22 protein-coding genes are annotated in these 25,701 nt (G+C 67.5%); 9 read left to right on the top strand and 13 right to left on the bottom strand.

Translation table 11 applies throughout. The features are described 5' to 3' along the window. Positions 1-64: 64 nt before the first annotated feature. The 3 genes from ABE483_RS08130 to ABE483_RS08120 all read left to right on the top strand — a co-directional run bounded on the left by ABE483_RS08130 (position 65) and on the right by ABE483_RS08120 (position 3,095). The gene (locus ABE483_RS08130; protein WP_346481481.1) at positions 65-604 is read left to right on the top strand and encodes a C40 family peptidase; all 540 of its coding nucleotides are present in this window, start codon (positions 65-67) and stop codon (positions 602-604) included. 146 nt (positions 605-750) lie between these two features. After that, positions 751-1,512: a C40 family peptidase gene (locus tag ABE483_RS08125; RefSeq protein ID WP_313209012.1), complete on the top strand. Its 762-nt coding sequence runs from the start codon at positions 751-753 to the stop codon at positions 1,510-1,512. Positions 1,513-1,757: 245 nt separating this feature from the next. Next, complete coding sequence (locus ABE483_RS08120) at positions 1,758-3,095, top strand: sigma-54 dependent transcriptional regulator (RefSeq protein ID WP_346481480.1); 1,338 nt, start codon at positions 1,758-1,760, stop codon at positions 3,093-3,095. A gap of 35 nt (positions 3,096-3,130) precedes the next feature. On the opposite strand, the gene ABE483_RS08115 is transcribed toward ABE483_RS08120, so the two are convergent. The 7 genes from ABE483_RS08115 to ABE483_RS08085 all read right to left on the bottom strand — a co-directional run bounded on the left by ABE483_RS08115 (position 3,131) and on the right by ABE483_RS08085 (position 10,565). Then, positions 3,131-4,447 (bottom strand): hypothetical protein, encoded by a 1,317-nt coding sequence (locus tag ABE483_RS08115; RefSeq protein ID WP_121038531.1) that lies wholly within the window; start codon positions 4,445-4,447, stop codon positions 3,131-3,133. 48 nt (positions 4,448-4,495) lie between these two features. Then, positions 4,496-5,260, bottom strand: a complete 765-nt coding sequence (locus ABE483_RS08110) for a hypothetical protein (RefSeq protein ID WP_346481479.1) — start codon at positions 5,258-5,260, stop codon at positions 4,496-4,498. Between the two features lie 9 nt (positions 5,261-5,269). Then, positions 5,270-5,956: a C39 family peptidase gene (locus tag ABE483_RS08105; RefSeq protein ID WP_313209011.1), complete on the bottom strand. Its 687-nt coding sequence runs from the start codon at positions 5,954-5,956 to the stop codon at positions 5,270-5,272. Positions 5,957-6,112: 156 nt separating this feature from the next. Further along, complete coding sequence (locus ABE483_RS08100) at positions 6,113-7,582, bottom strand: adhesin (protein ID WP_313219016.1); 1,470 nt, start codon at positions 7,580-7,582, stop codon at positions 6,113-6,115. 56 nt (positions 7,583-7,638) lie between these two features. Further along, the gene (locus tag ABE483_RS08095; RefSeq protein ID WP_313219018.1) at positions 7,639-8,277 is read right to left on the bottom strand and encodes a hypothetical protein; all 639 of its coding nucleotides are present in this window, start codon (positions 8,275-8,277) and stop codon (positions 7,639-7,641) included. Continuing rightward, positions 8,274-8,804 (bottom strand): hypothetical protein, encoded by a 531-nt coding sequence (locus tag ABE483_RS08090; RefSeq protein ID WP_346481478.1) that lies wholly within the window; start codon positions 8,802-8,804, stop codon positions 8,274-8,276. Before ABE483_RS08090 ends, ABE483_RS08095 begins: the two co-directional genes overlap by 4 nt. Positions 8,805-9,236: 432 nt before the next feature. Beyond that, positions 9,237-10,565 (bottom strand): dicarboxylate/amino acid:cation symporter, encoded by a 1,329-nt coding sequence (locus tag ABE483_RS08085; protein ID WP_313219019.1) that lies wholly within the window; start codon positions 10,563-10,565, stop codon positions 9,237-9,239. A gap of 149 nt (positions 10,566-10,714) precedes the next feature. On the opposite strand from ABE483_RS08085, the gene ABE483_RS08080 reads away from it, so the two are divergent. The 5 genes from ABE483_RS08080 (at position 10,715) to ABE483_RS08060 (ending at position 15,511) form a co-directional block, all read left to right on the top strand. After that, positions 10,715-12,427 (top strand): alkaline phosphatase, encoded by a 1,713-nt coding sequence (locus ABE483_RS08080; RefSeq protein ID WP_346481477.1) that lies wholly within the window; start codon positions 10,715-10,717, stop codon positions 12,425-12,427. Further along, entirely contained in the window at positions 12,427-12,990 is a 564-nt protein-coding gene (locus tag ABE483_RS08075; protein ID WP_313219021.1) for a WG repeat-containing protein, read from the top strand. The genes ABE483_RS08080 and ABE483_RS08075 overlap by 1 nt, the downstream gene beginning before the upstream one ends. Positions 12,991-13,056: 66 nt before the next feature. Continuing rightward, positions 13,057-14,346: a tRNA lysidine(34) synthetase TilS gene (gene tilS / locus ABE483_RS08070; protein ID WP_346481476.1), complete on the top strand. Its 1,290-nt coding sequence runs from the start codon at positions 13,057-13,059 to the stop codon at positions 14,344-14,346. Positions 14,347-14,382: 36 nt separating this feature from the next. Then, positions 14,383-14,643, top strand: a complete 261-nt coding sequence (locus ABE483_RS08065; protein WP_019182618.1) for an exodeoxyribonuclease VII small subunit — start codon at positions 14,383-14,385, stop codon at positions 14,641-14,643. Further along, entirely contained in the window at positions 14,633-15,511 is an 879-nt protein-coding gene (locus ABE483_RS08060; protein ID WP_346481475.1) for a farnesyl diphosphate synthase, read from the top strand. The genes ABE483_RS08065 and ABE483_RS08060 overlap by 11 nt, the downstream gene beginning before the upstream one ends. 103 nt (positions 15,512-15,614) lie before the next feature. Here the strand turns inward: ABE483_RS08060 and ABE483_RS08055 are convergent, their stop codons facing one another. Both ABE483_RS08055 and pmbA read right to left on the bottom strand, forming a co-directional pair. After that, positions 15,615-15,992 (bottom strand): DUF4870 domain-containing protein, encoded by a 378-nt coding sequence (locus ABE483_RS08055; protein ID WP_313208923.1) that lies wholly within the window; start codon positions 15,990-15,992, stop codon positions 15,615-15,617. 78 nt (positions 15,993-16,070) lie between these two features. Next, on the bottom strand, positions 16,071-17,438 hold the full coding sequence (gene pmbA / locus ABE483_RS08050) for a metalloprotease PmbA (RefSeq protein ID WP_313208922.1): 1,368 nt from the start codon (positions 17,436-17,438) through the stop codon (positions 16,071-16,073). Between the two features lie 68 nt (positions 17,439-17,506). On the opposite strand from pmbA, the gene yjgA reads away from it, so the two are divergent. After that, positions 17,507-18,121 carry a ribosome biogenesis factor YjgA gene (gene yjgA, locus ABE483_RS08045; protein WP_313219027.1) on the top strand — a complete coding sequence of 205 codons (615 nt, stop codon included), beginning with the start codon at positions 17,507-17,509 and terminating at the stop codon, positions 18,119-18,121. Positions 18,122-18,199: 78 nt separating this feature from the next. Here the strand turns inward: yjgA and tldD are convergent, their stop codons facing one another. From tldD to ABE483_RS08025, 4 genes are read right to left on the bottom strand one after another with little or no spacing between them, the layout of a single operon-like run. Further along, positions 18,200-19,645 (bottom strand): metalloprotease TldD, encoded by a 1,446-nt coding sequence (gene tldD, locus ABE483_RS08040; RefSeq protein WP_046273266.1) that lies wholly within the window; start codon positions 19,643-19,645, stop codon positions 18,200-18,202. Positions 19,646-19,699: 54 nt separating this feature from the next. Beyond that, positions 19,700-23,560: a YhdP family protein gene (locus ABE483_RS08035; protein ID WP_346463010.1), complete on the bottom strand. Its 3,861-nt coding sequence runs from the start codon at positions 23,558-23,560 to the stop codon at positions 19,700-19,702. 30 nt (positions 23,561-23,590) lie between these two features. Continuing rightward, on the bottom strand, positions 23,591-25,078 hold the full coding sequence (gene rng, locus ABE483_RS08030) for a ribonuclease G (protein WP_123730583.1): 1,488 nt from the start codon (positions 25,076-25,078) through the stop codon (positions 23,591-23,593). Further along, complete coding sequence (locus ABE483_RS08025; RefSeq protein ID WP_313212549.1) at positions 25,071-25,652, bottom strand: Maf-like protein; 582 nt, start codon at positions 25,650-25,652, stop codon at positions 25,071-25,073. The genes rng and ABE483_RS08025 overlap by 8 nt, the downstream gene beginning before the upstream one ends. Positions 25,653-25,701: the final 49 nt, after the last annotated feature.

Genomic DNA, 25,701 nt, shown 5'->3' with positions numbered 1-25,701 from the left:
TTGTGGCCTGCCGGATACGCCGCCATCATGACGGCCTTCTAAGGTCGCGCATTATCCGGACAACATGCACATGACGCCAGTTTCGCGCCTGACCCGCCTGCCCGGCCGCCTGGCCCTGCTGGCGATCATCGCCCTGCTGAGCGCCTGTGGCGGCGGCAAGACCACCCGCCCGGCCCCACCGCCCGCCTCCACCCAGGTCTGGCCCAGCGTGACCCCGAACGACCCGCAGGCGGCCAACGCGGTGCTGATGCGCGCGATCGGACTGGTGGGCACGCCGTACCGTTACGGCGGCAACACCCCGGAATCCGGCTTCGACTGCAGCGGCCTGGTCGCCTACGTCTATCGCGAGATGCTCGATCTGCGGCTGCCGCGCACCTCGCGCGATCTGGCCGCCGTGCAGGGGCCGAAGATCGATCCCAAGCGCCTGGCGCCGGGCGATCTGGTGTTTTTCGGCAACAAGGGCAACGTCTTCCATGTCGGCATCTATGTCGGTGAAGGCCGCTTCGTGCACGCCCCCAGCACCGGCGGCACGGTCCGTCTGGACTCGCTCGGCGGTCCCTATTGGAAGGACCACTACACCGGGGCGAAACGCGTCCTTAACTAAGCTGAACAGGGGTAAGGTCCACATTTGTGACGTACATCACATAGCTGTAAACGAAAAATTAACGGAATTTGTACCTAATCACTGCGCTTACACGGCATCATCACCCATCGTTTTTATTCAGTGACCGCCGCGTGACGACAGACGACCTGACGTGCAAAGGCCAGACCGCCGCCACCCGGCGACGCGCCCGCCCCGCTTTCCTCGCTGCAGCACTCTGCCTGGCCAGCCTTCCGGCCTGGGCGCAGTCCGCACCGACGACCGCTCCCGAGGTTGCTGCCCCCCCCGTCACTGTCACCCCCGATTCTTCCGCGCCGGCCAAGCCCAAGGCTGATGCGCCGGCCCGCAGCAAGGCTGATGCCGCTGCCAGCGCCACCCTCGCCGCCCTGCTTCCGCACCTGGCGGCCAACGACACCATCCCGCTCATGGATCGCTCGGCGATGTTCGCCGGTGACCTGAGCCGCCTGCTCGCCAACTACGACGCCAGCACCGGCGCCATTACCGTGGCCGGCGACGCCGCCGAAAACGGCAAGGTCCAGTCCCTGCTGCGCCGTGCGATGACCCTGCTCGGCACCCCGTACCGCTGGGGTGGCACCTCGCCGGACAGTGGTTTCGACTGCAGCGGCCTGGTCGGCTATGTGTTCCGTACCGCGCTGGGCGTGGAGCTGCCGCGCGTGTCGCGCGAGATGGCCCATGACGGCGCTGCCGAACTGATCAATGACCGCAACGCCCTGGCGGCTGGCGACCTGGTGTTCTTCGGCCGCAAGGGCCGGGTCGACCACGTCGGCATCTATGTCGGCGAAGGTCGCTTCCTGCATGCCCCGAGCACCGGCAAGGACGTCCGCGTCGACAGCCTGGTCAGCGGCTACTGGGGCGGCAAGTTCATGCAGGCCCGCCGCGTCGATCTCTGACGGGCCCTGCTGAACGGATGGATCGAAGGCCGCTGCCCTGCAGCGGCCTTTTTTGTTGGGCCCGGCGATGGCCGCTGACCGGCCCAACCCGCGTTCCTTTCTCTGTCACCGCCTGTTTTCCAGCGGGCGACACGCCCGGCGCACGCGCGCCGCGGCGGGGGACGGACCCGGACGTGGGGCGGCACGTCCTGGGCAACCGATCAGGCAGCAGACACCGCCCGTGATCCTCGTCGACAAGGTGACGCATGGCGGCTGTCCCCGATTTTCCTGCCCGGTGTGTGATCTGGTTTGGGCAACCCCTCGCGCTTGAACGCGCGACGCTGGCTGCGGCCGGCTGGCAGGTGCGCGGCGTCGCCCCCGAGCAGTGCGCCGGCATCGGCATGCGCGGCAGCGACCAGGTCGTCGGCCTGCTGGACCTGCGTACCGTGGTCCCGGCCAATCTGGCCCACCTGCAGCAGCTGCTGGTCGACCACCGCCACATGAGCCTGCTGGCGTTGTTGCCGGCGGCTCCGCTGCGCGCCTCGCCGGTGCTGGATGCGCTGCTTGCCGCCTGTGTGGATACCTATACCGCCCCGATCGATCTGCCGCGCGTCGTACAGCGACTGCAGCAGCTGGCGGGCGCCGCCCCCCTGCCCGCGCCCCATGGCCCGCAGTCCCTGATCGGCGACAGCGCGGTCCTGCAGGTCACCCGCGCGGCCATCCGCAAGTACGCACCGGTAGACCTGCCGGTACTGATCACCGGCGAAACCGGCACCGGCAAGGAACTCGCGGCGCAGGCGCTGCACGCACTGTCCGCGCGCCACGCGCGTCCCTTCCTGGCGGTGAACTGCGGCGCCATCCCGGCCGCGCTGGTCCAGTCCGAGCTGTTCGGCCACGAGCGGGGCGCCTTCACCGGTGCGGCAACGCGGCGCCTGGGCCTGTTCGAATCGGCCAGTGGCGGCACCGTATTCCTGGACGAGATCGGCGACCTGCCGCTGGATGCGCAGACCAATCTGCTGCGTGTACTGCAGGAAGGCACCGTCGAACGCGTCGGCAGCAACCGGCCGCTGGCGGTGGATGTGCGTGTGTTGGCCGCCACCCACGTCGATCTTGAAGCCGCGGTCGAACAGGGCCACTTCCGGCGCGATCTGTTCTATCGGCTCAACGTGCTGCGCCTACCCCTGCCACCGCTGCGCGAGCGCGGCACGGATATCGCGATGCTGGCCCACCATTTTCTCGCCAGCTTCCGGCATCGCCACGTCACCCGGGCGCGCGGCTTCACCGCCGATGCCGTCCAGGCGCTGGAGCGCTTTGCATGGCCGGGCAATGTGCGCGAGCTGCTCAACCGGGTGCAGCGTGCAGCGATCGTCAGCGATGCCGAACTGATCACCGCCGCGGATCTGGAGTTGAGCCAGCCGCTGCTGCCCATCACCGCGCACGGCCTGCACGGCGCAAAGCAGGTCGCCGAACGCGAAACCCTGCTGCATGCCCTGCGCCAGAACGACTTCAACATCACCGCCTGCGCCCGCCACATGCAGGTCTCGCGGGTGACCGTTTACCGGCTGTGCCGCAAGCACCAGCTGGCGCTTCCCGAACTGCGCTGACCTTCAGCGGTGGCGTCGCAGCCTCCGCAGCGCGCCTACAAGCTGTACGGCACCTTGAACGCCAGAGTGAAGTCCGGTGCATCCGGGGTCAGGCCGATACCCAGCAGGCTCACCAAGGTGGTCTTCTGGTTGAGGGCGTAGGTGATGCCCAGGTTCAGCGTGCCCGCGTTGGCGTCACTGCCGATCACCTTCAGCCACTGGCCGTTCTTGTAGCGCGTGGACGCGCGCGCGCTCAGCTTGTCGCTGAAGGAGATGCTCAGGCTGGTGCGCTCGTTGAAGGCGAACGCCACGCCGGCACCGAAGTAGTACGAGCCGCCCAGCTTCACATCCCCCGGGTTGGTGGTATCCGGGTTGGCGTCGATGTCATCGAAGCTGCGCGGGAAGGAATGGATGTAACCGATGTTGGCGAACAGGATCGCCGGATCGGCGGTCTTCACTGCGGAAAGCCCGACGTTGGCCTGCCACACCCCGTTGCCGGTGGGCTGCTGCTCGGGCACGGCGAAGCGGATGAAGTCATCGTCATCGCGCTCGAGCACCTTCCAGTCCAGCCCATACGGCGCACGCCCGGTCGGCGCGGTCGCGCCCACGGTCAACACGGTTTCCGGCAGCCGCCCCCGCTCGGCGAACAGCCGGTAGTTGGCGCTCACGCCAACATCGCCGATGCCGTTGCCGGTCGTCTCTTCCTGCGCGATGGCCGCGGCAGATCCGCCGGCGCCGCCCTTCTGGAACACGGTCTTGCGAGCCAGGTAGGGCACATCCAGGTTCAAGGTAAGGCGCGGACTGACACCCCAGCGCGCGGCCAGGTTGTAGGTCAGCGTGTCCGACTCGACGTTCTCGATGGCGATGTTGCCCAGGAAGATCGCGTCCAGCGCCAGGAAGCCGTTGAGGCTGAGCTGCTTGCGGTCATAGCGCGCGTAGGACAGGCTGTTTTCGATCGTGAAGCGGCGACTGAACAGCGCAGCCTGCTGTTGTTTGACGTCATCCACGCTGCGCCGCGATTCCTGTTTGGCCTGCTGCGCTTCGGCCGCCGAGCTGGCGTAACCGTCGGCGCTGGCCGGCGCTGCGGGCGTGCCAGCCGGCAAGGCCTGTTGAGGTGGAGGTGCGGCACCGGCGACGGGCGCGGTCTTGCCGGTCAGCCGCGCCTGCATGGCCTGCACCTGCATGTCCAGCTCGCGCAGGCGCCGTACTTCCTGCGCGTAATTGGCTTTCAGGCTTTCCAGCTGCGCCATCAAGGCCTTGACGTCGGCTGCGTCATCGGGCGCCGGCTGTTGTGCCTGTGCCTGGGCGGACGCAGCCGCCATGAGTGCCAGCGCCGCCAGCGCCAGCGGTGTTGCGCGGATCATCGTGTGCATTGCCTTGGCCCACTGTTGTGTTGTCGCTCCCCCTGCCGGGCCGATGGATCACTGGCCCGGCCCCATGCCTACGCCGCGTACCAGCGTCATCGCCTGCGCCACGTTCTGGTTGAGCGGAACGTTGTTGGCCAGCGATTGCCTCACGAGGTCGATCTGCAGCCGGTTGGTGACCGACTGCCCATCACTGCCCAGCGCGATGCTCTGGCCGACGCTGCCATTGCGGATCCATTGCTGGACCGCACCGACACCCTCGATCTGCAACTGCACCTTGGCCGTGTTGCCATCCAGCTGGGCCAGCGCACTGACACCGCCCTGCTGCACGCTGGCCAGGTTCACCCCTTCGCCGGTGGGCGTGGGTGCCACGCCATCGCGCACGCTCAGCTGGGTGGCGTTGCTGGCCAGGTTGCCATCGCCGGCCACCTGGATGCTCTGACTCAGGCCAGCCACGTTCTGCAGGCCACTGGAGTCCACACTGCGCCCCGGTGTCACCGGCAGCGGCGCATCGGCAGCGGTCACACTCACGCTCGGTGCGAAGCTGATCTTCGGTGTGCTGCCGCCGTGGCTGAAGTCCATGCCCAGCTTCAGCGCACTCTGTGCCGACTGCCCGCCGGCGGTCTGCCATTGCGAGACCATGGTGACGCCGAACCACGCCACGGTGTTGCCACCGACGGTGTAGCGGCCCCGCATGAGGTTCAATTCCGGATCGGGGATTTCGCTCAATCCCTTGCCGGGCCGGCTCTCGTCGGCATGCGCCGGCGCAATGCCCAGCAGGGCGAGCAACACGATGCCGGGCGTCCAGGTTGCGATGTTCATGGTGCCTCCTTAAAACAGATCGGCATGGGTGAATCCGAAATCGACCAGTTCCGCATCGGTGATCGGCCCCTGCCTGGCGTACAGCGAACGGGCACTCGGCCGTTCACCGGGCTGCAGCAACGCCGTGTTGCGATCGAAGTCACTGCCGATCACGACAAACACGGCGCGCGACGGCCACGCCTGGAGAAATTCGCTGACGGGAATGCTGCGGTTGCCCAGAATCGGGTCGGCCACATCCACCAGATCGCCACGGACCTGTTTGAGGACCACGAAGTGGCGGAAGCCCCGCACATCCATCAGCACCAGCCCGGGCACGCGCAGTGAGCGCAGGCGCTCTTCATTGACGCGGTAGCCGCGCCCACGCATGCCCATCGATTCGACGTAACGCTTGATGTCCAGCAGCGAGAAACCGCGCTGGTGGACCAGTTGTGGATCCGAGACCCCCATCATCCCTTCGATCACCGTGCTCTCATCGGCCTCCAGGTGGTAGGCATAGCGCAGGATCGTGGCCAGGGCAGCTGCGCCACAGCTGTAATCGGTGTGTTGCCGTACGACATTGCGGAAGCGCCGTTCCTGCATGCTTTCCACGCGCTGGGTGAGGACCGCCCCGTTGGGCAGCACACCACTGAAGCCGACGTCGCCGGCACGCACGATGCCCATCGGCATCATCAGCACCGACAAGGCCCACACCAGCATCCACGTGCGCATACGACTGGACATGTAGTACTCCGGCTCAGGAAGGAGCCCCTGCCCCAAGGGGGAGAAGGGACAGGGGCTCCCGGGGAGCCCGGTCATTGGCGGATGACCGGGTTTGTTGCGCTCAACGCGTACTGCTTGCGAAAACGGACAACCTTACTGTTCCGGACCGCCGCCACCGCCACCGCCGCCGGTGGAGGGCTGCGCAACCGCCAGGGCCAGACTGTTGGCCTGCAGGTTGCCGGTACCGGAGGCCACGTTCACCCCGATGTTGCCGGAGGCGCCGGAGAACGCACTGCCGGACAGCGCCGCGGTGTTGGTCGCATCCACGTTCACCCAACGGGTGGTGGAGACGGTGCCGCTCAGGCTCGCGTAGAGATCGGCCACGCCCAGTTCAACGAACTGGCTGGTGCCGCGCTCATCGGTATCGAACGCGATGCCGCCCACGCCCGGACGATTCGGGTTGGCGGTGGCATTCTGGATATCGCTATCCATGTCGATATGACCGGTTTCGCTGCCGCTCGGGTGATCCAGCGCGCCGCTCCAGGTATCCAGGTAGTAGTTGTCTTTCTGGTAGGCACTACCCGTGCCGCTGTAACGGCCCGCACCCACGGCCAATGTGGCACCGGCAACGCGACCACTCAGGTTCACGTCCACGGTGTCGGTCATCGACTGCAGGTAGCCGGCGTTGCTGACGGTGTTGCCGGAGGACACCTGGTTGGAGCTGATGCTCGAGGTCGCATAGGCGCTGGTGGCGACCGAGGCGGCGAGCGCGTTCTTCTGCTCGTTGTTGTTGCCCGAGGCGACGTTGGCACCGATGTTGCCGGACGCGCCGCTGAAGGCATTGCCACCCAGGCCCGCGGCGTTGGTCACGCCGGAGTTGAGGGTGGTGTTGCCACCGCCGAACTGGTTGACGAAGACTTCCGCATCGGCCATGCCGAAGCTGAAGGACGCATCGGCCGCGGACAGCGACGCCGCATTGTCCTGGGCGTTGTTGTCACCGGCGGCGACGTTGAAGCCCAGGTTGCCCGAGGCATCGGCACCGACGTCGTCGGCGATCGAGGCGCTGTTGGTCACCAGGGTGTTGCCGGCCAGATTGTTGGTGACCGACTGGCGGTTGTCGATGACGGCGATGGCGGCCGAATCGATGTCGATCGAACCGGTGATTTCCGGATCACCCGAGAAGCTGATGTCCGAGCTCAGGCGCAGGTCCTTTTCGATGTTCACGTCAACGCCGTGATTGTTCTTTTCCTGGCGTTCGTCGGCCTGGATGTTGCTGGTCTTGTTGACGTTCTCGGTGACGTTGCGGTTGCTGGTCACGTCGCGGTTGCTGGTGACGTTGGTGTTGCTCGTCACGTTGTCGTTGATGGTGGTGTTGGTGGTGCTGTTGTTGTTGCGGGTGTTGTTCCAGGTCCGGTTCCAGGTGCGCGAATCGGTATCGGTGTTGGTGGTGGTATTGGTTTCGGTGTTGGTATCGGTGTTGGTATTGGTGCGCGTTTCAGCCACGTTGTGCAGGTGGTTGATGTTGGCGCTCTGGTTCTGGTTGTCGCGGTCATTGCCCCAGCCATTGGCGCCGGCGGAGGCGGATGCAGCGGCGACGGCGATGGCCAGTACGGTCCGTTTCATGTTGGTGTTCATGGTGCCCTCTCTCTCATCACAGACAATCGGGTGGATGTGACTACTCACGGGGTGGACTGCACCGAAATGCTCAGTTGGTTTGCGGTGGCGTTGCCGGATCCCGCGATCTGATTGAGTTGCAGGACGCCGTCGAATCCCTGCAGCGCGGAGGCTTCGACCGCCACCCTGCGAGTTCCGGCCGACCGACCGCTGTTGACGGCCCCCTGCCCCCCTGCTGACGCGAGTGCGCCCGACGCGGCCAAAGCCTCGTCGTTCGTTTCGCGTATGCCCTGTTGCGCCAGCGTGGCGGTGACGACGTTGAGCGTCGCGTTGCCATTGCCGCTGGCCTGGTTGATCGATGCGACGCCACTGGCGCCGTTCAGTGCCTGGCCACCGAGCGTGGCGCTGGCGTCCATGGCGGTGTCGCCGAGGCTGACGTTGTTGGACTGCTGCTGGCGTGCATCCACCTGGATATGGGCGTTGCGGCCGTTGGCGATGCCCATCAGGTTGGCCTGCTGGTTCAGGTCACCGGCAGCCATGTTGACGGTGATGGCGCCATCGGCGCCGGCCAGGGTGCGGCCGTCGATGCGGCTCTGGTTGAGATAGGAGAGCATCGCGGCGTAGTCGTTGCCCTGCTGGGCGTGTGCAGCCCAGGGAGCCAGCACCAGGCTGGTCAACAGTGCCATGCGCAGGACGGTGTTCATTTGCCGGGCCCGCCCGCAGGCTGGCCGAGCGGGAACTGGGCGAGTGCGCCACGCACCTGGTCGCCAATGCCGCGGGTGGCGTTGCCGACGGCGCCCATGGGGCCGCCGATGGTGTTGCTGAACTGGCCGCTGGAGAGCATGCCGCTGTCGGTCACTTTGCCGAGCGTGCCGTTGACCGTATGGCCGGTGACGCGTTCGATGGTGGTGGCGTTGCGGGGAATGCCGGCGCCGGTGTTGGAGCCCAGCGAGGCGTAATCGTCATCGCTGAGTTCATCCATGCCGGTGGAGGTGCCGAGGGCATGGCCGATTTCGCGGCGCGGTGAGGGGTCTGCGATAAGCGCCATGCCGGGGGGCGCAGGACGGTACGCAGGCCGTGTGGAGACGTCACGCAGGAGGACGATTTCGCCGGGTTGTGCTTTGACGCCCTGGCGTGCGCCGGAGGCGTTGGCGGCGGCCGGCAGGATGAGTGCGGCGGCGAGCAGCCAGAGTGTGGTGTGTCGTGTGCGGTGTGCGGCAACGCTGTCCATGGCGACCTCCCGATTACATGCGGAGGGTTGGAGCAGCATTCGTGCCAAGTTCCCAATGGCCGTGTTTCCGGGGTTTTCCTGCGGCGCGGGTTAATCGCACGCAACATTGCTGTTACAGCGGCGTTAGCGTTTGTGCGTATGAATAGGTTTGGCGATGGACGGCGTTGCGCTGAGAGTCAAGCGGGGTGCGGGTGTATCACGGGTGTTACACCGGGTGATACAGGGGGTTACGGTGCGGATTCAGGCTCGACCCGGGTTTGCTTGTAAAGCCTCAGCCAGTCGCTTTGTCGTGAGGGCCGGCGATGCCAAGCCTCGCCAGCCCGCCAGACATCTGCCTGTTTGGCAGGAAGAAGCGACGATGCGAAAGCAGTTGCACACAAGCAAAAAAAGACCGGCTCTCGCCGGTCTTTGGGTGCTGCGTCCGTGCCTGCATCAGGACGTTCGTTCTTCGCCTTCATCCACGCCGAGGTTGGTGGATGGGTTGTCGTAGATCTCGCGGTCGAGCAGGCCGGTTTCCTTGGCGACGATGACCGGGACCAGCATCTGGCCGGTGACGTTGGTCATGGTGCGCATCATGTCGAGGATGCGGTCGATGGCGTAGAGGTAGCCGATGGTTTCCAGCGGGAGATTGGCGGCGCTGAGGACGACGGTGGCCATCACGACGGCGGTGCCGGGGACGCCGGCGGTGCCGAAGCTGCCCAGGACCGAGGCGATCAGGACCACGATGTACTGCTCGGAGGTGAGCGGCACGCCGGTGTACTGGGCGATGAAGACGGCGCACAGGGCCGGATAGATCGCCCCGCAGCCGTCCATCTTGATGCTGGCGCCGAGGGGGACGGCGAAGGAGGCGTAGTCCTTGTTGACGCCGAGGTTGTGGGTGATCGAGCGCATCGCGGCGGGCATGGCGGCGAAGCTGGAAGAGCTGACGAAGGCGACCTGCATGCCGGGGGCGGCGCCGCGGAAGAACTTGAGCGGGTTCAGGCCGTGCATGAGCAGCAGGCTGCCGTAGACCACGACGATGTGCAGGGCGCAGGCGATGTACAGGGCGAGCACGAAGTTGCCGAGCGGCAGCAGTTTCTCAAAGCCGTAGCTGCCGACCAGGCCGGCGATCAGGCCGAAGGTGCCCAGCGGGGTGATCTCCAGCACGAAGCGGGTCACCTGGATCATGATCTCGCTCATCTGCCCGGTCAGCTTGCGTGCCTCGCTGACCTTGTCGCCGAGCTTGACCATGGCAAAGCCGAGCAGGCCGGCGAAGAAGATCACCGGGAGGATCGAGCCGCGGCCCGCGGCCAGCACGGTTTCACCGGCGCCATTGATGCGGGTGCCGATGCCGGTCAACGCGTAGAAGACGTTGGAGGGCACGACATCCATCAGCACCTTGATCACGCTGGGTACTTCGCGCGGGGTGTAGCCGTGGTCCATGCTCAGGCTGAGCGCGCCGCTGCCCGGCTGCATGAGGGTGCCGACACCCAGGCCCACGCACACGGCCAGGGCAGCGGTGATGATGAACCACAGGAAGGTGCGCCCGCCCAGCGCCGCCACGGACTTCTGCCCGTGCAGCGAGGAAATGGCGTTGATCACGGCGAAGAACACCAGCGGCACCGCGATCATCTTGATCAGGGTGACGTAGAGATCGCCGAGCGGGCCGAACCAGGTTTCGGCCGCCGGGCCGAGCAGCCAGCCGGCCAGTGCGCCCAGCACGAAGCCGCCGAGGACCCGTTGCCAGAAGGGGATCCGCAGCCAGGCAGAGACCAGCTTCATGTGCGTTCCAGAGATGATTTGACAGCTAGGCACCTTAGCCCAAGCGGGGCCGTGGCACGAGGCGTACACGGAAAATCAGCGTGTCATCGGCGTGCCTTGCGGCGTTCTGCATAATGAACGCCCGTTTCACATGTGAGATGCATTCATCCATGTCCCGTTTCACGCCTCTGGTGGCTGCCGTCACCACCCTGCTGCTTGGCGCCTGCGCCACTACCGCTCCCTCCTCCAGCGCCTCTGCCGGCGCGGTCCAGGTCGATGTGCCGGCCATTGCCCACCCCGCCGGGGAGACCCCGCAGTGGTGGTACCGCAGCGGTGCGGCGCGCGCGGCCAGCACAGGTGCGATGGACGGCAAGGCCAAGAACGTCATCCTGTTCCTGGGTGACGGCATGAGCCTGACCACGGTGGCCGCGGCGCGCATCTTCGAGGGGCAGCGCAACGGGCATCCGGGCGAGGAGAACCTGTTGTCCTGGGAGCGCTTCCCGGCCACGGCGTTCAGCAAGACCTACAACACCGATTCGCAGACGCCGGATTCGGCCGGCACCATGACCGCGATCACCACCGGCGTGAAGACCCACATGGGCGCGATCGGCGTCAGTGCGGGCACCCGCAACGACTGCGCCGACAGCCTGAACAAGGGGCTGCTGACCTGGCTGCAGCTGGCTGACAGCGCCGGCATGGCGACCGGGGTGGTCTCCACCGCGCGCCTGACCCATGCCACCCCGGCGGCGACCTATGCACACTCGCCGGAGCGCAACTGGGAAAACGACACCGACGTGCCGGACGAGGCCAAGGCCGCCGGCTGCCGCGATTTCGCCCAGCAGCTGTTGTCGACCTCGCGCTTCGGGCGCGGCCCGCTGGTCGCCCTCGGCGGCGGCCGCGGTGAATTCACCACGGTCGAAGAACGCGATCCGGAGTATGACGACAAGGTCGGCCAGCGCCTGGACGGGCGCAGCCTGGTGACCGAGTGGCAGCAGGCGCACCCGCAGGGTGCCTATGTGTGGAACGCCAGACAGCTGCAGGCCGCCGCGAACGCCCCGGCGATCCTCGGCCTGTTCGAGCCGGACCACATGCGTTACGAGGCCGAGCGCAAGGACGACCCGGCCGGTGAGCCGAGCCTGGCCGAGCTGACCCAGGCGGCGATCGCCAACCTGTCGCGCCACCAGGAAGGCTACGTGCTGATGGTGGAAGGCGCGCGCATCGATCACGCCAACCACAGCGGCAACGCCTACCGCGCACTGACCGATACGGTGGCGATGTCCGATGCGGTGCGCGCGGCCGTCGAGGCGACCTCCGACCAGGACACGCTGATCATCGTCACCGCCGACCATTCGCACACGCTGAACTTCGTCGGTTACCCGGCACGTGGCAACCCGATCCTGGGCAAGGTCAAGGACAAGGGCGGCGAAGACGGTGCCGGCAAGCTGGACCTGGCCCGCGATGGCCTGGGCCTGCCCTACACCACCCTGACCTACGCCAACGGCCCTGGCTACACCGGTGCCACCAACCAGCAGCCGGTCGGCCCGAAACGGTACCCGCACAACCCGAGCAGCTTCGATCCGAGCACCGGCCGGCCGGACCTGACCGCGGTGGATACCGAGCATCCTGATTACATGCAGGAAGCGCTGGTACCCGCCAAGAGCGAATCGCATGGCGGCGAAGACGTCGGCATCTGGGCACGTGGCCCGGGCAGCAAGGCAGTGCGCGGCACGATGGAGCAGAACGCGATCTACCACATGATCGTGCAGGCCACCCCGCGCCTGCGCCAGCGCCTGTGCGAGGCCGGCACCTGCGACGCCAAGGGCGTGCCGGTCGAGCTGCCCAAGCCGACCGCGTTCGAGCGCCAGGCCGGCGACAGCAAGTAATGCGTCTGCCGACCTGCAACACGACGAAGAGGGGCCGCTACGTGCGGCTCCTGCTGCTGGCAGCCGGCCTGCTGGCCTCCGCCATGGCGTGGGGGGGCACCGGCAGCGCGTGCACCGTGCTTACCGAGGAAGATGGCCTGCAACCGCTGGCCGGTTGCCAGTGGCGCGATGGGCGTCTGGCGCTGGATGCCACGGCGCTGGCGGCGTTGCCCTACGACCAGGACGGGTTGGCTGCCGTTTATGCCGGCGGCGGATTCCACTATGTCCGTGCCGACGGTCGGCAACTGCCGGTGATCACCTTCGACAACGGCCCGGACTACGTGGTGGAAGGGCTGGTGCGCGGCCGCGTGGGCGCGCGCATCGGCTACTTCGATACCCAGCTGCGCCAGGTGTTCCCGGCGACCTTCGATTTCGGCTGGGCGTTCGATGACGGGGTGGCCCGGGTCTGCCAAGGCTGCCGACCAGGCACGCCGGACGATCATGGCCACATTGCGATGGTCGGTGGCACCTGGTACCGCATCGATCGGCAGGGGCGTCCGGCGATGGATGCCGACGCGCCGTGATCCCCGCGCGTGGCATCGTTGCCACGCAGCACCGATACTGCCGGTCTGCCTGAGATCGCACTGCCCATGACGTCCCTGCTGCCGCCACCGCCCTCTGTCGTCCGCCCCGTGCTGGTGGGCTTCAGCGGCGGGCTCGATTCGACCGTCCTGCTGCACTGGCTGGCCACCTCGGCGGCCCAGCGCACCGCGGGGCTGCGCGCCATCCATGTCCATCATGGCCTGCAGGAGCAGGCCGATGCCTGGACCGTGCACTGCACGCAGGTGTGTGCGCGCTGGAACATTCCGCTGCGGGTGCTCCGTGTCCAGGTGCAACGCAACCAGGGACAGGGGCCGGAAGCTGCCGCGCGGCATGCACGCCGTGAGGCGTTCGCCTCGCAGCTGCTTCCGGGCGAACAGTTGGCGCTGGCCCACCATCGCGACGACCAGGCCGAGACCTTCCTGCTGCGGGCGCTGCGTGGCTCCGGGGTGGATGGATTGGCGTCCATGCAGGTCACCAGCGCATTTGGTGCCGGCACCGTATGGCGGCCGTTGCTGGAGGTTCCGCGCAGCACCCTGCGTGCGCATGCCCAGGCCGAAGGCCTGGAGTGGATCGAAGACCCCAGCAACGCCAGTGACGATGCCGACCGCAATTTCCTGCGCCTGCAGGTACTGCCGCAGCTTCGCCAGCGCTGGGCGCAGGCCGATGCCGCCTTCGCGCGCAGCGCGGCGTTGTGCGCGCAGTCCCAACATCTGCTCGACAGTGCCGACCGCGACGCGCTGGAACGCTGCAGCGTCGGCCCCGGCGTGATCGACTGCGCGCGGCTGATGCGCCAGCCGGTGGAACGACGTGCGCGCCTGCTGCGCCATTGGGTGCGCGGCAGTGGCCTGCCACCGCTGCCAGCCGCCGGGGTCGAGGCGGTCGAGCGCGAACTGTTGCCGGCTGCGCACCATGCCGATGCCCAGTTCGCCTGGCAGGGTGCGCGTATCCGCCGTTGGCGCGGGCAGCTGCACCTGCTCTCGGCCAGCCTGGCCCTGCCAGCCGACTGGAGCGTGCATTGGGATGGCCGCGCGCCGCTGGCATTGCCCGATGGGGGCGAGCTGCACCTGCTCGGCACGGACGCCGGTTTCGATAGCCCCGTGCAGATCCGCGCGCGCCGCGGCGGCGAACGCATCCAGCTGCCCGGGCGCACACATTCCCATGCGCTCAAGGACCTGCTGCAACAGCAGGGCCTGCCGCCGTGGCAGCGCCGTCAGCTGCCGCTCCTGTTCGACGAAGACACCCTGCTGGCCGCAGGCGACCGGGTAATCGGGGCGGCATTGCAACCGTGGTTGCAGGCCCATCATGCGCAGTTGCAGTGGACCCCGGGCGCGGCGTGAATTGACCCCGCCGGGCCAGCAGCCCACACTTGGCGCATGGCAAAGAAGTCCCCCAATGAAACCTCCCCGGTCGCCCACTTCGAGCAGTCGCTGGAAGAGCTTGAGCAGCTGGTGGAGAAGATGGAAACCGGCGAAATGAGCCTGGAACAATCGCTCAGCGCCTACGAACGTGGCGTCGGCCTGTACCGCCAGTGCCAGCAGGCGCTGGAACAGGCCGAACTGCGCGTGCGCCTGCTCAGCGATCCGGCCCAGCCCGACACCGCCGTACCGTTCGACCCGCCCAGCCATGACGGTTGAGGCCACGTTCGCGCGTTGGCGCGACCGTATCGAAAGCGAACTCGACGCCAGCCTGCCTTCCCCGTCCGATGCCCCGCGCGGGCTGCATCAGGCGATGCGTTATGCGGTGCTCGGGGGTGGCAAGCGCATGCGGCCGTTGCTGGTGTATGCCGGCGGCCGGATCTTCGGCGCCGACGAAAACGCACTGGATGCACCTGCAATGGCGGTGGAGCTGATCCATGCGTATTCGCTGGTGCACGATGATCTGCCGGCGATGGACGATGACGCCTTGCGGCGCGGCCGGCCGACCACGCATATCGCCTTCGATGAAGCCACCGCGATCCTCGCCGGCGATGCCCTGCAGACGCGCGCGTTCAGCCTGATCGCCGACGCGGCGTTGCCAGCGCAGCTGCGCGTGGATTGCCTGCAGACCCTGGCGCACGCCTCCGGCGCGGCCGGCATGTGCGGCGGCCAGGCCTTGGATATCGACGCCACTGGCCATCAGCAGCCGTTGCAGGCGCTGGAACGCATGCATGCGCTCAAGACCGGCGCGCTGATCCGCGCCGCGGTGCGCATGGGCGCGCTGTGTGGCCAGGCACCCGCGGCAGATCTGGCGACGCTGGATACGGTGGCCTCGGCACTGGGCCTGGCCTTCCAGGTGCGCGATGACATCCTCGATGTCGAAGCCAGTTCCGAACAGCTCGGCAAGACCGCCGGCAAGGACGAAGCACAGGCCAAATCGACCTTCCCGGCGCTGCTGGGCATGGACGGTGCCAAGGCGCATCTGCGCACGCTGAGCGAGCAGATGTTCGACGGTCTGGCCGGCTATGACGACGCGGCCGATGCACTACGTGCGCTGGCCAAGCTGGCGGTTGAGCGGGATCACTGAGCGATAGTGCAGTCAGCCACGCATGGCGTGGCTCTACAGCGCCAGCACACAAAAAAACGCCCGGGAATCCCGGGCGTTTTTTCGTTCCAGCGCTGCGGATCGATTACTTGATCAGGCGCAGTGCGAACGGGTAGCGGTAGGCTTCGCCGTTGTTGGCCTTGACCGCTGCGATGATGCAGAAGATCACGTTGAGCAGGCCGACGATCGGTGCCAGCAGGCCACCGATGATGACGATGGTCAGCACGATGCAGATCAGCATCGCGATGGTGATCGTGATCTGGAAGTTCAACGCTTCCTTGGCCTGATCGGTGACGAAGCGCTTGCTGCTGTCGTCTTTGTTGATCAGCCAGATGATCAGCGGGCCGAGGAACCAGGTGAAGATACCCAGCAGGTGGGCCACCAGGGCCATGGTGCGCTGTTCGGCCGGGGCCGGTGCGCTCACCGGCGGCGGCGGGGTGGTGACGTTATCGAAATCGCTCACGTGAAACTCCTTGTTCGAGGTAATGGGTATTGCACGCGGCAGGCTCCCCGCCTGCCAGGGCAGCCTCCATAGAATACGTCAATCGTTACCGGCAACGGTCATTCGTCCTACAAGGATCGAACCGGTGTGCACGTGCGAGCGCGTGTCGATGTCGGTGCCCACCGCTTCGATGCTGGCGAACATGTCCTTGAGGTTGCCGGCAATGGTGATGCCGTCCACCGGGTAGCTGATCTCGCCGTTCTCCACGCGGAAACCGCCGGCACCACGCGAGTAATCACCGGTGACGCTGTTGACGCCCTGCCCCATCAGTTCGGTGACCAGCAGTCCATTGCCCATCTGCCGGGCAATGGAGACCAGATCACCCGCGTTGGCGGTGACCTTGAGGTTGTGCACGCCACCGGCGTTGGCGGTGGTCGGCAGGCCGAGCTTGCGTGCCGAGTAGCTGCCCAGGATGTAGCGCTCCAGCACGCCATCGCGGATCAGCGCAGAATTGCGGGTGGCCACGCCATCGCCATCGAAGGCTGCCGAGCGCAGCCCACGGCGCAGCAGCGGCAGCTCTTCGATGCCGAACCAGTCCGGGAACAGGCGCGTGCCGACGCTGTCGAGCAGGAAGCTGGCGCGGCGGTACAACGCGCCGCCGGACACGGCACCGAGCAGATGGCCGATCAGCGAGCGGGCCACCTCCGGCGAATACAGCACCGGCATCTGCGCCGTGGTCATCGAGCGCGGGTCCAGGCGGGCCACGGTACGCTCGGCGGCGCGGCGGCCGATCGAGGCGGCATCGTCCAGATCTTCGCGGGCCAGTGCGCTGCTGTACCAACCGTCGCGCTGCATGCCATCGCCCTGCCCGGCGATCAGCGCGCAGCCGATCGAGTGGTGGCTGCTGCGCTCGCGGCCGATGAAGCCGTGCGAGTTGGCATACACCGACAGGCTCTGCGCGGTCGCCGCCGAGGCACCGTCGGAATTGCTGATGCGGGTGTCGGCCTCACGGCCGGCCGCTTCGCAGGCCAGGGCCAGATCCAGCGCCGCATCGGCGCTGAGTTCCCAAGGGTGCCAGCCGTCCAGATCCGGGAATTCACGGGCCATCAGGGCCGCCTCGGCCAGGCCGGCCGCCTCATCATCCTCGGTGTGGCGGGCGATCGCGCAGGCCTGGGCCACGGTCGACTCCAGGCTGCTCTCGCGCAGGTCGGCGGTGCTGGCGCTGCCCTTGCGCTGGCCGAAGTAGACGGTCACGGCGATGCCGCGGTCGCGGGTGGACTCGACCGTTTCGACCTCGCCCAGGCGCACATTCACATCCAGGCCGCGCTCATCGCTGCAGCTGACCTCGGCCTGGCTGGCGCCCAGGGCCTTGGCCCGCTCCAGCAGGCGCTGGGAGATGTCGGCCAGCTGCTCCAGGCGCTGCAGGCTGTCGTCGGCCGGGGAGACTTCAGGGGAGATCACGTTCAATGCTTTATCCTGTACAGGTGAGTGCCCGGCGCGACGCCGGCACAGTTTACGGATGTGGAAATAAGACGATGCGCGGACGCGACGAAGAAACCGGTGAATTCCTTGATATCAGCCGCAGCCAGAACCGCCGGGCGGCGCTGGACGTGCTGGCCCTGGGCGAGAAGCTGGTCTCGCTGACCCCGGCCCAGCTGGCGCGCCTGCCGGTGCCCGAGGATCTGCTGCCGCACATCGCCGAGGCCAAGCGCATCACCGCGCATATCGCCCACAAGCGCCAGCTGGCGTTCCTGGCCAAGCACATGCGTCGCGAGGACGACGCCGTGCTGGATGCGATCCGCGATGCGCTGGATGCCAACAGCGAGACCTCGCGCCGTGAAGTGGCGACCATGCACCGCGTGGAAGACTGGCGCGAACGCCTGCTCAAGGACGGCGACAAGGCGCTGGGCGCGCTGCTGGACGAATACCCGCATGCCGACCGCCAGGAACTGCGCACGCTGGTCCGCAACGCCCAGGCCGAAAAGGCCAAGAACAAGCCGCCGCGCGCCTACCGCGAGATCTTCCAGGTCCTGCGTACGCTGCTGCTGCCGGCCGCGCTCGGTCTGGAAGGCGTGAATGCCGCCTCCGAAGACGCGCTGGACGACGCGGTCGACACGGACATCGACAGCGACGAGAACGCCGAGGACTGAGTCCCGGCGCTCGCGCGGCGGCGCCAGCACCCTGCTGGCGGCCGCATGATCAGGCAGCGCAGGCGAATGCATCCCGGCTCAGGCCTGGGTGCCGCCCACGGTGATGCCATCGATCAGCAAGGACGGCTGGCCCACACCGACCGGCACGCTCTGGCCATCCTTGCCGCAGATGCCCACGCCCTCGTCCAGGGCCAGATCGTTGCCGATCATGCGCACTTTCTGCATGGTTTCCGGCCCATTGCCGATCAGGGTGGCGCCCTTCACCGGCGCGGTGATTTTTCCGTCTTCGATCAGGTAGGCCTCGGTGGCCGAGAACACGTATTTGCCGCTGGTGATGTCGACCTGGCCACCACCGAAGTTGACGGCGTACAGGCCACGCTTGACCGAGCGGATCATTTCTTCCGGATCGTGCTGGCCGGCGCGCATGTAGGTGTTGGTCATGCGCGGCATGGTCATGTGCGCGAACGATTCACGGCGGCCGTTACCCGTGGGGGCCACGCCCATCAGGCGCGCATTGAGCGAATCCTGCATGTAGCCGACCAGGATGCCGTCCTCGATCAGGGTGGTGCACTGGGTCGGGTGGCCCTCGTCATCGATGTTCAGCGAGCCGCGGCGTCCGTCCAGGGTGCCGTCGTCAACGATGGTCACGCCCGGCGCGGCCACGCGCTCGCCGATCCGGCCGGCGTAGACGCTGGTGCCCTTGCGGTTGAAGTCGCCTTCCAGGCCATGGCCGACCGCTTCATGCAGCAGCACGCCGGGCCAGCCCGGGCCGAGCACCACGGTCATCACCCCGGCCGGGGCCGGGATCGCCTCCAGGTTCACCAGCGCCTGGCGCAGGGCCTCGCGCGCGAAGCCTTCCGGGCGCCCCTCGGCAAACAGTTCTTCATAGCTGTAGCGGCCGCCGCCACCGGAGTAACCGGACTCGCGCCGGCCATGCTGCTCGACGATCACCTGCACGTTCAACCGCACCAGCGGGCGGATGTCGGCCGCAAGCACGCCATCGCTGCGCGCGATCAAGACCGTATCCACGCCGCCGGACAGGCTGACCATCACCTGCTGCACGCGCGGGTCGGCGGCGCGCAGGTAGCGGTCCAGCCGCTTGAGCATCTCGACCTTGGCCTCGTTGCCCATGCCATCGATGGGGTCCAGTGCCGGGTACAGCGCGCGGCCACTGCCCCGCACCAGCGAGCGGGCCGACTGCGCCCCACCCTCGCGGGAGATGGCGCGGGCCGAGTTGGCCGCGGCCAGCAGCGCGTCGCTGTGGATGTCGTCGGAGTAGGCGAAGCCGGTCTTCTCACCGGCGATGGCGCGTACGCCCACGCCCTGCTCGATCGAATGCGCCCCGTCCTTGACGATGCCGTCCTCCACGCTCCAGCTCTCGCGGCGCGCGTGCTGGAAATAGAGATCCCCGAAATCGATGCCCGGGCCCAACAGGGTGCCGAACGTGCGTTCCAGACCGTTCGCATCCAGCCCGGCGGGCAGCAGCAGACGGTCGGTGGCCAGCGAAAGTGCGTTGTTGTTCATGCTCTTTGATCTGTGGGCGCCGGGCGCAATCGCAACCCGGGCGCGGGAAAGGGATCAGCGCGCCGGCGGTGCGGCCGGGGCCGGCTTGGGCGCTGCGTCGCGGTCGATCACATCGACCTTGGGTTCGGCCCAGGGGCCGGTCACGCGGTAGGTCTTGGCGCCGATCTCGCCCAGCGGCTTGGACAGCACCGCATTGGCGGCCGCGCCGACCGCCGCCCCCACCGGGCCGCCGGCGACCGCGCCGACCACCGTCAGCAGGTTGCCCGCACGCGGGTTGACGTCGATGGTCTGATCGAAGCGTTGTTGGCGCAGGTCGGTCTTGCCGCGGATGGTGATGTTCGCCGCCGGGCCTTCGATCAGCACCTTGTCGGTGGTGGCCATGCCATCGGCGAACGCCACGCTGCCCTCGACCTGGTTGAAGGCGAAGCCCTTGGAGAAGAAATCGCGGAAATCGAACATCAACCGGCGCGGCAGCTGGGTCACGCTGAGCAGGCCGAGCACGCGCCCGGCACCGGGTTCGAGTTCCAGCAACTGGCCGTTGCGGGCCTGCACGTCGAGCTGGCCCTGCAGCGCACCGAGCTGGAAGTCGGATGGGCCGCCCTGCCAGCCGGCGCTCATGGTCAGCTGGCCCTGGCCGCCACGCAGCTGGCCGCCATAGTCCAGATTCTGCATCAGCCCGCCCAGGTCCTCGCTCTTGACCTGCACGTTGAACTGGCTGCGCGCGGCCTCGCCCATGCCCATCCAGCGGCCATTGACGTCGATCGCCTGCTTGGGCGCGCGGAACTGCAGCTGATCCACGCTCAGGCCGTTGGCCATGGGCCGCGTGCGCAATACCGCCTGGCCGAGCTTGGCCTTGCCGAACTGGAGGTCATCGATATCCAGCGACAGCGGCGGGATCTTGGCCGGATTGGTGTCATTGGCACTGGCCTGGACCCGCGCCGGCAGGGCCACGTCCGGTGGCAGCAGGATCGGGGCGCCATCGCTGGGCGCCTTGACGGGCGTAGGCAGCGACTGCCAGTGCACCCGGCTGAGCTTGCCGACGATGGTGCCGCCTTCGGCATTGGGCACGGTCAGGCCGCCCACCAGCGAGGGGCCGTCCAGGCGCACGTCCACGCTGCTGCTGGTCGGCCGCAGTTGCAGCCGGGTCTGCGGGAACACGCCACCGGCGAGCAGCAGCTGGCCGACCTGCACGTCCACATGCCGCAGCGGCATCGGGTCCTTGCCGTCGCCGCCGTCCGGCGAGCGGGCCAGCGCGATCCACTCCAGCGCATCCAGCGAGCCGCTGCGCCCGTTCACGACCAGCCCACTGGCCGGCGGATCACGATCCACGCGGTCGCTGCCGAGGGTGACCTGCACCCCGGTCTGGTTGTCATGCGTGCGCGCGGCCAGGGCCAGGCGCTGGCCGAAGGCGACATCAACGCGTCCGCTGCCCATCGGCAGCTGTGCGGTGACGTCCGTCGCCAACGGCGTAGCGGCGGGCTTGTCCAGCGGCGCCGGCAGTTCCAGGGTGGTGCCGACCAGATCCGAATGCAGCTTGAGCACGGTGGGCGGCTCGACCTTGCTGCCGGCCGCGACCTTGGGCAGGGTCACCCCGATGGTCCAACGCGAGGTGCCCTGGATGTAAGGCTTGAGCCAGTTCAATTCCGGGGCGCGGTCCAGCAGCGCCCCCGCCTCCAGCGAGGCGGTCAGTTCGGATTCGAAGGCCTGCTGCGGATCGCGCACGAACTCACCGGCGCGCAGGCTGAGCAGCCCGTCCTGGCCCTGGTGACGTACCGCCAGGTGCTCCGCATCGAAGCCGCCATGGCCATAACGGGCCGTACCGCGCATGTTGTCGAAGACCAGGTCGAAGCGCTTCTCGGTGAGGGTCGCGCCATTGAGATCGACCGTGCCCTGCAGGTGACCGCGGCCTTCGTCGTGGTGCAGCGGCTGCAGCAGGTCGAAGGTGACCGCGGCCGGTCCCTTCGCGGTGAGATTGTCCAGCGTCTCGCCATAGGTGGCCTGCAACGGGCTCTGCTTGAGCATGGCCAGCAGTGCACCGGCATCGCTGCGGCTGCTGGCCTTGACGTACAGATCGGTCTCGCCGAAATCAGGAATGCCGGCATCGAAGTGGTCCACCGCCACCCCGGCCAGGTCGCCCTTGCCATGCAGTTCGAAGCCCGGGCCGATGAAGGCGATATCGGCATCGACCTTGTTCATCGCCGGCCAGTCGTGCTGGAAGCGGATACTGCCGGCGTCGATGTGGCCGGTCGCCTCGAAGCGGCCGTTGTTCTTGTCGAACGGCCAGTCTTCCAGATCCCCGGTCACCAGGCCCACCCCGCCACGCACCTGCCCGGAGACCAGGGCAGCATCCAGCCAATCGGTGGCGGCCTTGCTCATCTTGGAGTGGATCCAGAAACGCTTGGCGGCGGTCATTGGCACATCGTCGATCTTGGCCGCCAGTTCCAGCCAGGGGCGCGTGCCGTTGTTCTGGAACCAGATGCCGCCGCGCACATCGGCGGCGTAATCGGTGCCCTGCACGCGCAGCGCCGGGGTCCCGATCCGCCAGCCGCCGGCCTCGTCGCGCCAGCCCACCAGTCGGCCGGCCAGGCGCACGTCGTGGCGCTCGCCAAAGCCGCTCGGCCAATCGAACTGCATCACCTGCTGCGGTTGCAGATCCAGGGTGAAGCCATCGGCATCGCCGTTGAAGCGCCCGCCCACACCGCTGAGCCCGGGCGAATGCCCGACCGCCGCGAAGCGGATGTCTTCCAGATCCCCCTCGACCGACAGCGGGCCGCCCTGCTCGCCTGCCACCCGCACGCGGGTCATGCGCACCTGCGGTGCGGCCTCATGCAGCCACTCGCGCAGGCCGGGATCGATCCGGTCGGTCAGCGCCAGCCCCCGCAGCAGCGCGGTGGCATCGATGTTGTCGCCAGCCAGCGCGAAGTGCTGCCCGCCGGCCAGCAGCAGCCCGTCCAATTGCTGGGTGCTGCCTTCCATGCCAATCCGCAACCGTGGCGCATCGGCGCGCCAGCCCCCCTGCACCCAGCGCCAGCGTGCACGCAGTTCCAGCGTGTCCAACGCCAGCTGCGGGTGGGTGCCGTCGGCCAGCGTCACGCCGCGCACCTGTACGTTCTGAAGGTCCGCATCGGTGGTGACCATCACCACCCGGTGATCGCGCAGGTCCACCCAGGCATTGAACTCACCGGTGCCCTGCTGCAGGCCGATGCCGCCGAACTGCAGCAGCGAGGCCCACGCCCGGAAGTCGGCCGGGGCGGCCGAGAACCAGGCCTGACCATCACCGCGCTTGCGCTCGAATTCCAGCACCGCCGTCAGCGGCTGTGCGGACGGGTCGGCCCACGCACGCGCCCCAACCCGCAGGCGCTGGCCGTTGACGCGCAGACGCAGGTCGATCCGCGGCAGCACGGCGTTCACGCCCAACGAGGGCGCATCCACCTTCAAGCGGCCACCGATCACCTGCAGCTCGCCCAGGCGGCGCAGTGTTTCCAGCGGGTCACCTGCACTGGACTGCGGCAGGCCCTGCACGGACCAGCGGCCATCGTCGGCGCGCTGCAGTACCAGCGCCACGCCACGCAGGCGCAGCTCGGTCAGCGAGTGGCCCGGCAGCAGGCCGGCATACATGGACACCAGCACTTCGGCCTCGCCGATGCGCAGGCCCTGCCCTTCACCGATGCGCAGCCCTTTGAGCTGCAGCAGCGGGCCGCGCCGTGTCCAGGCAGTATCCAATGCATCGAAACGCACCGGCTGGCCTGCGCGCGCGCTCAACCACGCCGCCACCTTGTCCGGGTGACGCTCGGCCAGCGGCAGCAGCTGGCTGGCAGTGCCGACCAGCAGGGCCACGCCCACGAGCAGGATCGCCACCGCATACACAGCATGGCGGCGGATCCGGCGCAGGCGCAGGCGGAGCGGTGTGCTCATCGGAACGTGGGGATGCCGGACCGGCCGCGATCAGAGCAGCACGACATCGAACTGCTCCTGCAGGTATTGCTCATCCGCCTGGAAGCGGATGCTCTTGCCCAGGAACTCCTCCAGTTCGGCCACCGCCGAGGATTCCTCGTCGGTGATGCGCGCGACCACCTTCGAGGAGGCGATCACCAGCAGGCGCGCCGCATCGAACTGACGCACCGCCCGGGTGATTTCGCGGAAGATCTCGTACGTCACCGTTTCGGCGGTCTTGATCGAACCCCGCCCGCTGCACTCCGGGCACGGCTCGGACAGCTGGCGCTCCAGGCTTTCCACGGTGCGCTTGCGGGTCATCTCGACCAGGCCCAGCGGCGAGAAGTCGTAGACGGTGGTCTTGGCGTGGTCGCGGGCCAGCGCCTTCTCCAACGTGCGAAGGACCTGACGGCGGTGCTCGGCATCGTCCATATCGATGAAGTCGATGATGATGATGCCGCCCAGGTTGCGCAGCCGCAGCTGGCGTGCCACGGCCTGCGCGGCCTCCAGATTGGTGCGGAACACGGTCTCTTCGAGGTTGCGCTGGCCCAGGAACGAACCGGTGTTCACATCGATCGTGGTCATCGCCTCGGTCTGGTCGATCACCAGATAGCCGCCCGACTTCAGCGGGACCTGCTTGTCCAGCGCGCGGCCGATTTCATCCTCGACCCCGAACATGTCGAAGATCGGGCGATCACCGCTGTACAGCTCCAGTTTCTCGGCCAGCACTGGCATGTACTTGGCCACGAACGCCTGCAACTGGTTGAAGGTCTCCTTGGAATCCACCTTGACCTTGTCCACGTCCTTGCGGATCAGATCGCGCACCGAGCGCAGCGGCAGGCTCAGGTCTTCATAGATCACGCTGAGCGGGGCGGCATCGCGGCCACGGCGCTCCACCACGTTCCAGACCCGCGACAGGTAGGCCACGTCTTCGGCGATCGCCTCGGCCGGCTGGCCTTCGGCATTGGTGCGCACGATGTAGCCGTAGCCGCCGTGCTGGGCCGACAGTTCGGTCACCAGGGTTTTCAGGCGGGCGCGCTCGGCCTCGTCCTCGATCCGGGCCGACACGCCCACCACCTTGGACTGCGGCAGCAGCACCATGTAGCGCGAGGGAATGCTGATCTGGGTGGTCAGCCGCGCGCCCTTGGTCCCGATCGGGTCCTTGACCACCTGCACCACGATGTCCTGGCCGTCGCGCAGCAGCTCGACGATCGGCACCGAGGACGGTGGCGGCAACGTGGTGCCTTCGGTATCCGGGCTGGCCACCGGGGCCGGGCGGATCACATCGTTGGCGTGCAGGAACGCCGCGCGCTCCAGCCCGACCTCGACAAAGGCCGCCTGCATGCCCGGCATGACCCGCTGCACCTTGCCCTTGTAGATGTTGCCGACCACGCCACGGCGCCAGCCACGTTCGATATGCAGTTCCTGCAGCATGCCGTTCTCGATGACGGCGACGCGGGTTTCCCGCGGGGTGACATTGACCAGGATTTCTTCAGACATGGGCGACTCCCTTCAGTTCAAACGTCTGCAGCAACTGCTCGGTCTGTTGCAGGGGCAAACCCATCACACCCGAATAGCTTCCCGCCAGATGGCGGATATATCGTTCAGCGCCCCCCTGGATCGCATAGGCACCGGCTTTGTCCATCGGCTCGCCACTGGCCACGTAGGCGGCGATCCGATCCTCATCGATCGCCGCGAATGTCACCTCCGAGACCACCAGCACGCCCTGTTCCCGGCCAGCAGCGACCAGCGCCACGGCGGTCATCACCTGGTGGGTGCGCCCGGCCAACGCACGCAGCATCGCGCAGGCGTCGGCCGCATCGGCCGGTTTACCGAACACGCGCCCGTCGAGCACGACTTCGGTGTCCGAGCCCAGCACCACCGCCTCGGGGTCATGGGCGACAAGCGCCCACCCGGCGCGCGCCTTGTCGGCGGCGACCCGCTGCACGTAATCGGCGGCGGATTCTTCGGGCGCACGGACTTCGGGCACGTCAAGCTCAAGCGCCTGGAACGGTCGTTCCAGGCGCGCAAGCAGTTCGTTTCGTCGGGGGGATCGAGAGGCAAGATAAAGCATCGAGGAAGCATAACCTGAGCCTACTGTCTGAATCGCGAGCAACACGCTT

It is taken from the genome of Stenotrophomonas sp. TWI602 (assembly GCF_039674045.1).
Taxonomy (GTDB): Bacteria; Pseudomonadota; Gammaproteobacteria; order Xanthomonadales; family Xanthomonadaceae; genus Stenotrophomonas.
The sequence above is the reverse complement of the archived record's forward strand: the minus strand, read 5'-3'. Positions and strand labels throughout refer to the sequence as shown.